At 67.7% G+C, this 12,957-nt stretch carries 12 protein-coding genes; 6 read left to right on the top strand and 6 right to left on the bottom strand.

What is annotated here, in order from left to right; all coding sequences use genetic code 11:
* Positions 1 to 8: 8 nt before the first annotated feature.
* The 5 genes from BM115_RS08745 to BM115_RS08765 form a co-directional block, all read right to left on the bottom strand.
* Complete coding sequence (locus BM115_RS08745; RefSeq protein WP_143093868.1) at positions 9 to 1,223, bottom strand: hypothetical protein; 1,215 nt, start codon at positions 1,221 to 1,223, stop codon at positions 9 to 11.
* Positions 1,224 to 1,367: 144 nt separating this feature from the next.
* Positions 1,368 to 2,357, bottom strand: coding sequence for a Bug family tripartite tricarboxylate transporter substrate binding protein (locus BM115_RS08750; protein WP_092292718.1), 990 nt, complete (start codon positions 2,355 to 2,357; stop codon positions 1,368 to 1,370).
* Between the two features lie 47 nt (positions 2,358 to 2,404).
* Positions 2,405 to 3,163 carry an SDR family oxidoreductase gene (locus BM115_RS08755; RefSeq protein WP_092292720.1) on the bottom strand — a complete coding sequence of 253 codons (759 nt, stop codon included), beginning with the start codon at positions 3,161 to 3,163 and terminating at the stop codon, positions 2,405 to 2,407.
* Positions 3,164 to 3,199: 36 nt separating this feature from the next.
* The gene (locus tag BM115_RS08760) at positions 3,200 to 3,883 is read right to left on the bottom strand and encodes a fumarylacetoacetate hydrolase family protein (RefSeq protein ID WP_092292722.1); all 684 of its coding nucleotides are present in this window, start codon (positions 3,881 to 3,883) and stop codon (positions 3,200 to 3,202) included.
* Positions 3,884 to 3,892: 9 nt separating this feature from the next.
* Positions 3,893 to 4,846, bottom strand: coding sequence for a 2-hydroxyacid dehydrogenase (locus BM115_RS08765; RefSeq protein WP_092292724.1), 954 nt, complete (start codon positions 4,844 to 4,846; stop codon positions 3,893 to 3,895).
* Positions 4,847 to 4,954: 108 nt separating this feature from the next.
* Between BM115_RS08765 and BM115_RS08770 the strand changes: the two genes are divergently transcribed.
* Positions 4,955 to 6,088, top strand: coding sequence for a citrate/2-methylcitrate synthase (locus BM115_RS08770; protein WP_092292726.1), 1,134 nt, complete (start codon positions 4,955 to 4,957; stop codon positions 6,086 to 6,088).
* Positions 6,089 to 6,100: 12 nt separating this feature from the next.
* On the opposite strand, the gene BM115_RS08775 is transcribed toward BM115_RS08770, so the two are convergent.
* A complete protein-coding gene (locus tag BM115_RS08775) occupies positions 6,101 to 7,174 on the bottom strand; it encodes an HAD family hydrolase (RefSeq protein WP_369823385.1) in 1,074 nt (357 codons plus the stop codon).
* Positions 7,175 to 7,351: 177 nt separating this feature from the next.
* Between BM115_RS08775 and BM115_RS08780 the strand changes: the two genes are divergently transcribed.
* From BM115_RS08780 to BM115_RS08800, 5 genes are all read left to right on the top strand, one after another.
* Positions 7,352 to 7,615 (top strand): hypothetical protein, encoded by a 264-nt coding sequence (locus tag BM115_RS08780; RefSeq protein WP_092292728.1) that lies wholly within the window; start codon positions 7,352 to 7,354, stop codon positions 7,613 to 7,615.
* Between the two features lie 21 nt (positions 7,616 to 7,636).
* The gene (locus tag BM115_RS08785; protein WP_092292730.1) at positions 7,637 to 8,551 is read left to right on the top strand and encodes a YihY/virulence factor BrkB family protein; all 915 of its coding nucleotides are present in this window, start codon (positions 7,637 to 7,639) and stop codon (positions 8,549 to 8,551) included.
* Between the two features lie 120 nt (positions 8,552 to 8,671).
* Positions 8,672 to 10,351 carry an AMP-binding protein gene (locus BM115_RS08790; RefSeq protein ID WP_092292732.1) on the top strand — a complete coding sequence of 560 codons (1,680 nt, stop codon included), beginning with the start codon at positions 8,672 to 8,674 and terminating at the stop codon, positions 10,349 to 10,351.
* A 128-nt stretch (positions 10,352 to 10,479) separates the two neighbouring features.
* Positions 10,480 to 11,805, top strand: a complete 1,326-nt coding sequence (locus BM115_RS08795) for a dicarboxylate/amino acid:cation symporter (protein ID WP_092292734.1) — start codon at positions 10,480 to 10,482, stop codon at positions 11,803 to 11,805.
* 4 nt (positions 11,806 to 11,809) lie between these two features.
* Positions 11,810 to 12,748: an amino acid ABC transporter substrate-binding protein gene (locus BM115_RS08800; protein ID WP_092292736.1), complete on the top strand. Its 939-nt coding sequence runs from the start codon at positions 11,810 to 11,812 to the stop codon at positions 12,746 to 12,748.
* Positions 12,749 to 12,957 lie beyond the last annotated feature (209 nt).

Below are 12,957 nucleotides of genomic sequence, written 5' to 3' on the forward strand. Positions count from 1 at the left end.
GCGCGATGTCAGGACGCGCGGCGGCACGTGCCCTGGAGGATGCTGCCGAGCGACAGGTTGAGCCACGCCAGCGAGTCGGTGCCCGTTTTCAGGAAGACATGGGCGAAGGTGGGCGGATCGGCGGCCGGGTCGCCCGGCTCGGCATCCAGGTCGCCATCGGCGGCGATTGCCACACCGTTCAGCGTGACGTCATCCTGGAACCTGTTCAGCATCAGCGGCAGCGTGAGCGCCCTGCTGGCGACGGTGAGCTTGCCACCGGCGACGGTCAGCGTCTCCCGCACCATTGTGCCGTCAAGCACTGCCGTCGCGCCGTCCACAACGCGGTTGGCGTAAGAGCAGGCCCACGTGCCGTCAAGCTCCCCGGCCACCAGCGCGCGGGCGGGCTGGATGGTCCAGGTGCCGGTGGCGACCGCTCCCGCCTCGGCGTAGTTCATGTCAAAGCGCATGCCGCCGTTCGGGTTGACGAACAGCCGGCCACGGAAGTAGCCGCCGCCGTTCATCACCAGGTCGAATGCACCCGGAAAGCGCGTCTGGTCGGCCAGGGTCAGCTTGCCCAGTTGCGGGGTGGCGCAGGTGACGAGATCCGCGCTGTTGCAAAGCTGCACGTTGCCGTCGGTGTCGAAGCGCATGCCGGCCGGCGTGCTCGCGGGGCCCGCTAGCGGCTTGCCGGTGGCCTGGTCGTAGATGGCGAAGTTCATCAGCACGTTGTAGGTGCCGGCCAGGCTGCTCAGCGCCGGCGGGTCGATGGTGACCGCGCTCGCGGCGATATCGCCGGCCAGCAGGCCCGTGCTGGTGCCCAGCAGGTTCGGCAGGCCGGAGATCTCGCCAACCAGGCCGTCGGCCCCCTGGTGGAAGCTCAGGCCGATGCCCGCCAGCTTGGCGGTCAGGTTGGCCGGGGGCGGGTCCGCGCTATCGGCCACGAGGCCGCTCACGGTGAAATTGCCGTCCGTGTTCGTGTAGTTGCCGATGACCGTGCCGCGCAGGCCGAAGGCCGAATCGATAAAGCTGAGGGTGAGCTTGCCGCGCGACGGGGCGTCCACGGTGAGGGCGATGGTGTCGCCGAAGGACAGCGTGCCCGAGTACTTGACCGGTACTGGCGCCGGCGGCTCGGCGGGAGCCGCCGGCGTCTCTGTTTGCACGGGCGCCTGCCCGTCGCTGCCCCCGCAGCCGGCCAGGGCAGCCCCCACGACCAGCGCGCCCATCAGATATTTCCACTTCAGCATGACTAACCCCTTCTTCCCATTGTTCGTTTGTCTTGTCGACGCCAGACGTAGCTGGCGGCGGGAGCAAACGGTAACAAGGATCCGGGGCGCCTCACCATCCTGCTAATCAGAGGGGCGCTGGTCGAAGGTCGCTGGCTGGGCCGGTTATTCCGCCTCGATCCCGGCCTGCTTCACGACCTTGCCCCACTTCGTCAGGTCGGACTGGATCACCGCTGCGTAGGCCTGCGGCGTGCCGCCCTGCACCTCGATACCCGCCGCTTCCAGCTTGGCGCGCACCTCGGGCAGCTTCAGCGCCGCGTTGATCTCGGTGTTGAGCTTGGCGACGATCTCCTTCGGCGTGCCGGCCGGGGCCAGGAAGCCGCCGTTGGTGTTGGCGTCGTAGCCCTTGAGCCCCTGTTCCTCGGCCGTCGGCACATTGGGCAGGGTCTTGGAGCGATTCCGGGTGGAGACCGCCACGGCGCGCACGTTGCCCGCCTTCACCTGCTCCTGGATGGCGCTGATGGTGTCGATATAGAGCGCCGTGCGGCCGGCCACCAGATCGGGGTGGGCGGCGGACGAGCCCTTGTAGGGCACCAGCAGCACCGGCGCGCCGCTGACCATGCGGAACATCTCGGCGGCCATCTCCTGCGCGCTGCCACGGCCGGACGTGGCCACCTTGGCTTCGCCCGGGTTGGCCTTCATCCACGTCACCAGTTCAGGCATGGTCTTGACCGGCAGCTTCGGGTAGATCGCGAACACCAGCGGAATCTCGTGGGTGTAGACGATGGGCTCGAAGCTCTTCTGCGGGTCCCAGCCGAGGTTCTTGAACAGGAACTTGTTGATGTTGTGGCTGCCGCCCACGATGCCGATGGTGTAGCCGTCCGGCTTGGCGTTGGCCAGCACCGCCGTGCCGAGGTTGTTGGAGGCGCCCGGGCGGTTCTCGACGATGAACGGCTGGCCGAACTTGACCGAGAGCTTCTCGCCCACGACCCGCGCGATCAGGTCGATGCCGCCGCCGGCCGGGGCCGGGACGATGATGGTGACCGGGCGGCTCGGGTAGTTGGGCTGCGCCGAGGCCATCCCCGGCGCCACGATCAGCGTGGTGGACAGCGCAGCGGACAGGCCAAGGGTCTTGATGAAAGGGGTGAATTGCATCGTTGTCTCCGTTCGATTTCTGGTCAACTCTTGTTAACTCTGTGATGTCAGCCGCGCCCGACGAAGGGCATCGCGCTGGCCATGACGGTCATGGTCAGGACGTTGGCCTCAAGCGGCAGCGAGGCCATGTGGCGCACGGCATTGGCGACGTGGGTGGCATCCATCATCGGCTCCGGCGCGGTGGTGCCGTTGGCCTGCAGCACGCCGCGCGTCATGCGTTCGGACAGTTCGGTCAGGGCGTTGCCGATGTCGATCTGGCTGGCCACGATGTGGTAGGCGCGGCCGTCCAGCGCCAGCGCCTTTGTCAGCCCGGTGACGGCATGCTTGCTGGCCGTGTACGGCGCCGTGAACGGGCGCGGCGTGTGCGCGGAGATCGAGCCATTGTTGATGATGCGCCCGCCCTGCGGGGACTGCCGGCGCATCAGGCCGAAGGCGGCCCGCGCGCACAGGAAGACGCCCGTGACGTTGGTGTTGATCACGTTGAACCACTTGTCCAGCGGCAGCTCGTCCATCGGCACGGCCGGGGCGTTGACGCCGGCGTTGTTGAACAGCAGGTCCAGCCGGCCGAACTCGCGCTCGATGGTGTCGAACAGGGCCTGCACGCTTGCCGGGTCGGTCACGTCGGTGGGCGCGGCCATGGCGGGCTGGCCGCGTTCGGCGGCCTCGGCGGCCAGCGCCTGCAGCGGCTCGGCACGCCGGCCGGCCAGCACGACGGTCCAGCCGTCATTGAGCAGGGCGATGGCCGTCAGGCGGCCTACGCCGCTGCCGGCGCCGGTGACGAGGGCGATCTTGCGGGGTGCGTTCAAGGGGGTCTCCTATATATATATGGTGGCGGATGGCCTTCAGCGGGCGACGGTCAGCGCTAGCTCGCCGATGCCTGCCACGCTGGCCTGGATGACATCGCCGGGCTGCAAGGGCCCGACGCCGACCGGCGTACCGGTGAAGATCAGGTCGCCCGGCATCAGCGCCACGGATCGGGACAGCATCGCCACCAGTTCCGGCACCGACCAGAGCAGGCCGGAGAGGTCCGCGCGCTGCCGCTCGACACCGTTCACGGCGAGCTGGATCGTCCCTTCGCGCGGATGGCCGCAAGTCGCGGCGGGCACGAGGGCGCTGCACGGCGCCGAGTGGTCGAAGGCCTTGGCGGGCTCCCAGGGGCCGCCGACGCGCTTGGCTTGCTGCTGCAAGTCGCGCCGGGTCAGGTCGAGCCCGACGGCATAGCCCCAGATGTGCTGCGCCTCGGCCTGCGCCGGGTCGATGTCACGCCCGCCCCGGCCGATGGCCACGACCAGTTCCACCTCGTGGCAGTACTCGGTCGTCTCCGGCGGATAAGGCAGCTCGCCCCGGGCCGGCCCCACGGCGGTCGCCGGCTTCATGAACCAGGCGGGCATCTCGGTGGGCGCCGGCTCCGCCGGGTCCCATCGATAGTTGCGGCCGATGCAGAAGACCCGGGCGATGGGAAACCGCGCCGTGTCACCCGAGACAGGCAGCGAGACCGGCGGGGCAGGTGGGAAGACGAAATCCATCGTGATCGCTCAGGTGGTCAGGCTCATGGCGGGACGCTCGCCCGCCAGGCCTTGCGCCACGCTGTCCAGCACCATCTGCACCATGGCGCCGCGCGTCTCCCAGGTGGCGCTGGCGCGGTGGGCCTGCAGCGTGGTGCGGTCCGACTGGCGCAGCGCCAGCGGCACGCGCGGTTCGTCGACGAACACATCGAGGCCCGCGCCCGCGATACGCCCGGCGGCGATGGCATCGGCCAGATCCGTTTCATTGACCAGCCGGCCGCGCGCCACGTTGATGAGGTAGCCCTGCGGGCCGAGCGCTTCCAGCACGGCGGCATTGATGATGCCCTCGGCCTTGTCGGCGGCGGCGCACAGCACCAGCGCATCGCTCTCGCGGGCCAGATCCAGCAGGTCCGCCACGAAGGTGTGCGGCACGTCGTCCATCGCGCGCAGGTCGGTGTAGCGGATGGGGCAGCCGAAGGCCGCCGCCCGCGTGGCCACGGCGCGGCCGACGCGGCCCATGCCGACGATGCCCACGCGCATGCCGCTGAAGCGGCGCGCCAGCGGGATGGCGCTGGGCTGCGGATGCAGTTCCCACTGGCCGTCCCGCACGAAGCGGTCGCCCGCGCAGATATTGCGGCAGGCGGCAATCAGCAGGCCGATGGCCAGATCGGCCACGTCTTCGGTCAGCGCGCCCAGCGTGGCGGTCACCGCAAGACCGCGTTCGCGGCAGTAGGCCAGGTCCACCGCATCGGTGCCCACGCCATTGATGGCGACCACCTTCAGGGCCGGCAACTGCTCCAGCATCGCCCGCGAAATCCCGGTGTGCCCGCCGGTGATCACCGCCTGGATGGATGCGGCGTGCTCGCGCAGCCAGCCCGCCTGGTCGGCAATCTCGAAGTACTTGTGCACCACGTAGCGGCTGGCCAGTTCGTCATTGGCCGCCGGGATCAGGATCGGGTTCAGCTGGAGGATTTGCGGCTTCATGTGCGTGAGGCTTTGGGTGTTGATGATGGATGCATGGTATGTAATAGTTGATTCACGAGGCAAGATTGATATATAAAATCAATATAAATTCGCACGGGAAGCGTCAACATGGGAACCTGGATATCGATGGATGAGGCGTGCAGCCGACTTGGCGTGCGGCCGCAAACGCTCTATGCCTATGTCAGCCGGGGCAAGCTGGAGGTCATGTCCGATCCCGCCGACACACGGCGCAGCCTCTATCGGGCCGAGGATGTGGCCGGCCTCGCCAGGCGCAAGCAGGCCGGGCGCAAGCACGAGACGCTGGCCACCAACACGCTGTTCGGCGCGGAGCCGAGCATCCCCACCGCGCTCTCGACCTTCGTGCGCGAGCGGCTGTACTACCGGGGGCAGGACGCCGTGACGCTGGCCGGATCCGCCACGCTGGAAGAGGTGGCGCACCTGCTGTGGGACGCCGAGCAGGTCGTCGACTTCTCATCGATGGCCGGCGTCGCCGAGCCCGGGCGCGTGGCGGCCTTCCATACGCTGGCCACGCTGGCGGCCACGGGCCATTCCACGCATGGGCGCATGACGCGGGTGTTGCATCTGGAAGCGCAGGAGTTGGTGGGCCAGCTGGCCAATGCCTTCGGCGCGCAGGCGGGGCAGCAGCCCTTGCACCTCCGCTTTGCGCAGGGGTGGCAGCAATCGCCGAAGGTGGCGGATCTGCTGCGGACCGCGATGGTGCTGCTGGTGGACCATGAGCTGACCAGCTCGGCCTTCGCCACGCGTATCGCGGCATCCACGGGCGCCTCGCTGCCGGCCTGCCTGCTGGCCGGGCTGACCACGCTGTCCGGGCCGTTGCACGGCGATGCGTCCGGCCGCGTCAAGGCGCTGTTCAATGAGGTGGAGCGGCTGGGCGAGGATCAGGTGATTGCCCACTACCTGTCCACCGGGTTGCCGCTGGCCGGGTTCGGCCATCATCTCTATCCCGATGGCGATCCGCGCGCGATGGCGCTGCTGGCCCTGTTCGATCCGCCCGACGTGATCACGCGCTTTATCGAGAAAGCCACCCGGCTGACCGGCCTGCAGCCCAATATCGACGTGGCGCTGGCGGCGCTGTCCATCCACTACCGCCTGCCGGACGACGCCGCGTTCGCCATGTTCGCCACGGCGCGCAGCATCGGCCTGCTGGCGCACAGTCTGGAGCAGCTGGGGGTGGGGCAGGTGATCCGCCCGCGCGGGCGCTACATCGGGATCATGCCGTAGCGGGCGGGAAGGTTATCGCTTCGGGTACACCACCTGCCAGTCTTGCTTCATGCTGATGACGGTCCAGTTGCGCGCCTGCGCGGCGTCCAGCGCCTTGTCCAGCTTGCCGATCTTTGACGCGCGGTCGTAGGCGAATTCCCGCTCGGCATCGTCGTGATGGACGAGCACGGCCAGGCGCGGGCCGTCGCCAGTGGTGGTGTATTCCAGCATGTGGAAGTCGCCATCCGAGTTGCCCACGGCCAGGATCGGCCGGCGGCCAATATGGCGATAGATGCCAACCGGCTTGCCCGGGCCATCGTTGATGAACTCGATCTTCGGGTCACGCACCAGCGCCGGCTTGCCGTTCAACGTGCCATAGTGCACCGCCTGCGATGAGCCCACCACCTGCTCGGGCGGAATCCCGTACGCCTGCTCCACCCACGGCCGCATGAACTCGATGGTCCCGCCGGACACGATATAGGTCTTGAACCCGTTCGCGCGCAGGTAGGACAGCAGTTCCAGCTGCGGCTGGTAGACCAGATCGGTGTAGGGCCGGTTGAACTTCGGATGGCGCGCGCTGGCGATCCACGCGCGGATGGTCTTGTCGTAGTCATCCACATTCATGCCGCTGTTGGCGACGGCAATCAACTGCAACAACTGCTTCTCGTTGGCGATCACCTTGGCCATGTCGTTGGCCATCAGGGCCTTGAAGGCGGGGTTGTTGCGCCATTCCGGATGCTGCGGCGCGGCGGCCTTGACCTGATCGAGCAGGAAGAAGAACTGGAAGTAGAGCGGCTGCTCGCTCCACAGCGTGCCGTCATTGTCGAAGGCCGCCACGCGCTGCTCGGTCGGCACGAAGTTAGGCGAGCCCTGGCGGGTCACGTCGGTGACGAATTTGACGATGGCTTGCTTCGCGGGGCCGTCGCGCCAGGAGGGCAGGGCGTCCGTCTGCTGGGCGGAGGGGGTCGCCGAGTTGGCGGCCGGGTCCGCGGGCGCGGTCGAGCATCCGCTCAGTCCCACTCCGGACGCCGCCAGCGCGAGCAGCATGGCGGCGGTGGCGGCGACACGTGGCAGATCGGCTTGGCACCAGCGCGAAGGGAAGCGCATCGAGGTCTCCTGTGATGGATTGGATACATCCCAATATAGGCGGCGCGCGGGCGGGTGTGTAGTTTTTGCCGGTTGGCGGGCGCCACCGGGCCCGTCCCGCCCGGCTGGGCCGTGCGCCGCCGCCGGGTATGAAATTCGCTTCTCTTGATTCCGCTATGTCATGACCGGAGACGCGAAATGACCAAACCAGAGGATGGAAAGCCCGCCGGCAAGCCCACTGAACACGGCGATGCGCACAGTGTCCACCGCCGCAGCGACGGCGGCGTCTGGCCCGATGGCACGCCGCGCGACCCCGCCTCGGGGCCGCCGCACTATGGCGAAGACAACCGCGACCTGAAAAAGCCGCGCGACCACGGCAGCGACTGGGCCACGTCCGACCTCGTGAAGAACGTGCCGGGCAAGGGGCCGGTGCCGGTGGGACACGACCAGCCGAAGAAGTAAATCGACAAACCTGGGGCAGCGATGCGCTGGAGACCTATCTCCCTCCATCAAGCCTACGGCCTGATGCGCGACAGCGTGACCGCGTGGATGGACGACTACGCGCCCAGCATGGGCGCCGCGCTGGCCTACTACACGGTGTTTTCGATCGCGCCGCTGCTGCTGATCGTGATCTCGGTGGCCGGCATGGTCTTCGGGGCCGAGGCGGCGCGCGGGGCGGTGATGAGCGAATTCTCCGGGCTGATCGGTGCGGAGGGCGCGGAAGCCATCGAGAACATGCTCCTCGCGCTGAGCGACCCCGGTCTCAGCACGCTGACCGCACTGGTCGGCACGGTGACGCTGGCGATTGGCGCCACCACGGTGTTCGCCGAACTCCAGAGCGCGCTGGACCGCATCTGGCAGGTGCCGGAGCGGAGGAAGGCGTCCGGCATTCTCGAACTGCTGCGCTCGCGGCTGCTGTCATTCGGGATGGTGCTTGGCATTGGCTTCCTGCTGATCGTCTCGCTGCTGGCCAGCGCCGGGCTCGCCGCGCTCGGGCGGGTGTGGGGGCCGCTGTTCGAGGGCGAACTGCTCGGCCATGCGCTCGACTTGCTCGTCAGCGTGGTGCTGGTGACCGTCGTCTTCGCCATGATCTACAAGATCATGCCCCACGCCGCCGTGCGCTGGCCGGACGTCTGGCTCGGCGCCACCGTCACCGCCGTGCTGTTCAGCATCGGCAAGTTCCTGATCGGTCTCTACATCGGCAAGAGCGGCGTGGCGTCCGGCTATGGCGCGGCCGGCTCGCTCGTGGTGCTGCTGATGTGGGTCTACTACTCCGCGCAGATCTTCCTGCTGGGGGCGGAATTTACCTGGCTCTACGCCAACCGCTACGGATCGCTCAAGCACGCCGCGCCGCGCGAGGTGCCGGCGCCATCCGCCACACCGACCCGGGTGCACTGATTCTTCTCCTTGTCAGCCGCTGCGCCGTGCATGACTGCGGCGTGACTGACACCGCAGAGGTCGCGATCATGCAGCCGAAGCGGATCTATACTCGCTGGCCTGAATTGCCAGGGGGCGAAGATGGATGCATCTGCCGAGGTAAGTGGCCTGGACGCATGGTTCCGCCGTCGGGTCAGGCAGCGGCCTGACGCCATCGCGCTGGTCTACGGCGGGCGGCACGTGTCCTATGCCGCGCTCGATGCCCGGGTCGACAGCGTTGCCCGTACGCTCGCCAGCCGGGGCGTGAGGGCGGAGACGCCGGTCGGCATCCTCCTGCCCGCCGGCATCGACCAGACCATCTGCCAGCTTGCCGTGATCCGCGCGGGCGGGAGTTGCCTGCCGCTGGATCCCGATGCGCCCGACGCACGGATTCGGCTGATGCTGGACGACCTCGACGTGCGGATCGCCGTGTCGACGGCCGGCGATCGCGCCCGCCTGGGCGCGGTGGCCGATTGCCTGGCCGATTGCCCGGCCGATTACCTGACGCCGGGGGCCGAGGCCGCCGGCAGCATCGCCATGCCGGCAGCGGGTCTCGCGCATCGGACCCATGTCCTCTACACCTCGGGCACCACCGGCCAGCCGAAGGGCGTGGAGATCCTGGCGCGTGGCATTGTGCGGCTGGCCTGGCAACCGCGCTATGTATCGCTGAATGCCGACGACCGGATCGCGGCCATCGCGAATCCCACCTTCGACGCCGCCCTGTTCGAGACCTGGGGGGCGCTGCTGAACGGGGGCACCGTGGTGTTCCTGCCCCGGCAGACCTGTATCGACCCCGCCACTTTCCGGCATAGCCTGCGCGCGCAAGGCGTGACGACGATGTTCATCACCAGCGCGCTGTTCAACCATACCGTGCACGCGTGCCCCGATGCGTTCGCCACGCTGCGTACGCTGCTGGTCGGCGGCGAAGCGCTCAACGCCCAGGCCATTTGCAGCCTGCATCGCGCCGCCAACGTCGCGGGTACGTTGCACGTGCTGCGCTTCGTCGCCAGCGGGCGCGCCAAGGCGCTCCACTACGTGTCCAGCATCGCGGCGTTCGGCCCGGCCGGGCTACTGGCCCCCACCAAGACGCTGTACGAGGATGACGATCTCGCCCGACACCTGCCGGGGCTGATGTTCGACATGGGCTATGCCGCCAGCCAATGGGTGGCTGATCAGCTGGTCACCGCCGCGATCCGGCGGGGCGTGCCGGCGGCGGTGTATCGCCCCGGCTTCATTCTGGGCGACAGCGCCAGCGGGGCGGGCAATCGGAATGATTTCGTCGCGCGGCTGGTGCGGGGCTGCATCGCGATCGGGGCGTATCCGCACCTGCCGCACCAGCGCAAGGAAATCGTTCCGGTCGACTATGTCAGCGCCGCGCTGCTGCGTATCGCCGCCGACGGCAGCAACCTTGGCCGTGCCTACCATCTGGTGCCGCCGCGCGAGGCCGACCAGCCCGACCTGCTCGCGTTCTTCGGCATGCTGCGCGCCTGCGGCTATCCGCTGCAGTCACTGCCGTATGCCGACTGGCTGCAACGGCTGGCAGACTCGGCCGATCTGGCAGGCAATCCGCTGCGGCCGCTGCTGCCGCTGCTGACGGAACCGGTCTACGGCCGGCTCACCCGCTGGGAAGTCTACGAGGGCATGCCGCGCTACGACGCCACGCATACGGCTCGCGCCCTGGCGGTGGCCGGCGGGCTGGCCTTTCCCCGGCTCGATCGCGCGCTGATGGCGCGCTATCTCGACGTCTGGATGGGGCAGCGACCGGTTCCTGACACCCGGTAGCCGGGTGCTGTCCGGTCCACATGCACCATCCGCGTGACTTCGTATTTGGGCATTTCGCATCCGCGTCCTATCGTTAAGTGCCGGCCCCGGCGCAGGACCTGTTCGATGCGGCAGCCCAAGGAGTCGTCATGAGCAAGAAGTCCAGTATCACGACCTATATCGTCATTGCGATGATCCTGGGCGGCGTGGTCGGCTACGCGTGCCACACGGCCTTCCCCGACCCCAAGCTGGCCAAGGACGTGGCCGGCTACATCTCCGTCATCACCGATGTCTTCCTGCGGCTGATCAAGATGATCATCGCGCCGCTGGTCTTCTCCACGCTGGTCATGGGCATCGCCCATATGGGGGACGCCAGCACCGTGGGCCGGGTGGGCGTGAAGGCGCTGGCGTGGTTCATCACGGCCTCGCTGGTGTCGCTGACGCTGGGCCTGATCATGGCCACGGTGCTCCAGCCCGGCATCAACATCGGCCTGCCGCTGCCCGACGTGGGCGCCGCCACCAACCTCAAGACCAACGCCTTCACGCTCAAGGATTTCATCGCGCATCTGGTGCCGAAATCCGTCGCCGAGGCGATGGCCAACAACGAGATCCTGCAGATCGTGGTGTTCTCGATTTTCTTCGGCACGGCGCTGGCGGCACTGGGCGAGCGCGGCGCGCGCATGGCCGGGGTGATCGAAGACCTGGCCCAGGTGATGCTGAAGATCACCGGCGCCGTGATGTGGATGGCGCCGCTGGCCGTGTTCGCGGCGATTGCCTCGACGGTGACCACGCAGGGGCTGGGCATCCTGCTGACCTTCGCCAAGTTCATGGGCAGCTTCTACCTGTCGCTGTTCGTGCTGTGGGCGCTGCTGGCGCTGGCCGGCTGGGTGTTCCTGGGCAGGCGCATCGTCACCCTGATCCGGCTGATCCGGGAGCCGTTCCTGATTTCCTTCTCGACGGCGAGTTCGGAGGCGGCGTATCCGAAGATGCTCGACGCGCTGGACCGCTTCGGCGTCAATCGCAAGATTTCCAGCTTCGTGTTGCCGCTGGGGTACTCCTTCAACCTGGACGGGTCGATGATGTACTGCACGTTCGCCGTGCTGTTCATTGCCCAGGCGTACGACATCCACCTGCCGCTGGCCACCCAGATCACGATGCTGCTGTTGCTGATGCTGACCTCGAAGGGCATGGCGGGGGTGCCGCGTGCGTCACTCGTGGTGATTGCCGCCACGCTGAACCAGTTCAACATCCCCGAGGCGGGGTTGTTGCTGATCATGGGCGTGGACCAGTTCCTCGACATGGGCCGCTCGGCTACCAATGCCGTGGGCAACTCGATTGCCTCGGCCGTGGTGGCGAAGTGGGAAGGGCAGTTGTCGAGCGAATCCACGCTCGGGGATCGGGGCGAGGGCAGCGAGGGCGGCGTGGACCCAGGCGGCGGGCCGCCGCTGCACAAGCCGGGGACCGCACAGGCCTGATGCCATGTCCATCCCCCGTCTTCATTTTCGATCCGGTGGTGCGCCCCGGTGGCTGGCCGGCGCGGCGGCGGCGGCCGTGTGCTGGCTCGCCTGTCTCGGCGCTGCCGTCGCGCAGGACACCGGCGAGCTGAGCGGCACGCTGCGCAAGGCCAAGGACACCGGCAGCCTGATCATCGGCTACCGGGAATCGTCGCTGCCGTTCTCCTACCTGAACCAGGCGCAGCGCCCGATCGGCTATTCCATCGATGTCTGCACGGCCATCGTCCAGACCGCGGCGGCAGAGGTGGGGCGCGACCTCGCCATCCAGTGGGTGCCGGTGACTTCGGAAAACCGCTTCGACGCGGTCACTTCGGGCAAGGTCGATCTCGAATGCGGCTCCACCACGCGCAACGCCGAGCGGCTGAAGATGGTGGCGTTCTCGCCGGTGATCTTTATCGCCGGGACCAAGCTGATGGTGCCGCGCGGCTCGCCGATCAAGACCTTCCGCGACCTCAAGGGCAAGACCGTGGTGGCCACGGCGGGCACGACCAATGCCGATGCGCTGGAGAAGCTTTCCACGCGCTTCGCGCTGAACCTCAAGGTGATCCGGGCGCGCGACCATGCCGATGCCTTCGAGGTACTGCGCCACGGCGGCGCCGATGCCTATGCCGGCGACGACGTACTGCTCTACGGCTTCCTGGCCAAGTCCGGCGCGGGCAAGCAGTTCGATGTGACGCGCGATTTCCTGTCCTACGACCCCTACGGGGTCATGCTGCGCAAGGGCGATCCGCAGTTCGCGGCCGTGGTGGACCGGGCCGTGCGCGACCTGATCACCACGGGCGAACTGGAGCGGCTCTACAAGCAGTGGTTCCTGAGCCGGCTGCCCACCGGGGAGCGGCTGAACATCCCGATGAGCGCACAATTGGAAGACATCATCAGCGCCACCCCGCAACAGCCGGATTAGGGCGAGGCATGCCAGTCAACACATAGCGGGTTAGCGTCCGCTCACACCTAAGTACAGTTTTCGATTGTTGCACCGCGATGATGCAAACTGTACTCTTCCGCCCGCAGGTGTTCTGTACGTCCCTCCACTCATCAATCGCGCCTAGTCTGCATCAATCGCTGCGGATGCGCCGACATCACGGATAACCGGGCCGCGCTCCGAGCACTTGA

It is taken from the genome of Cupriavidus sp. OV096, assembly GCF_900115455.1.
Classification (GTDB): domain Bacteria; phylum Pseudomonadota; class Gammaproteobacteria; order Burkholderiales; family Burkholderiaceae; genus Cupriavidus.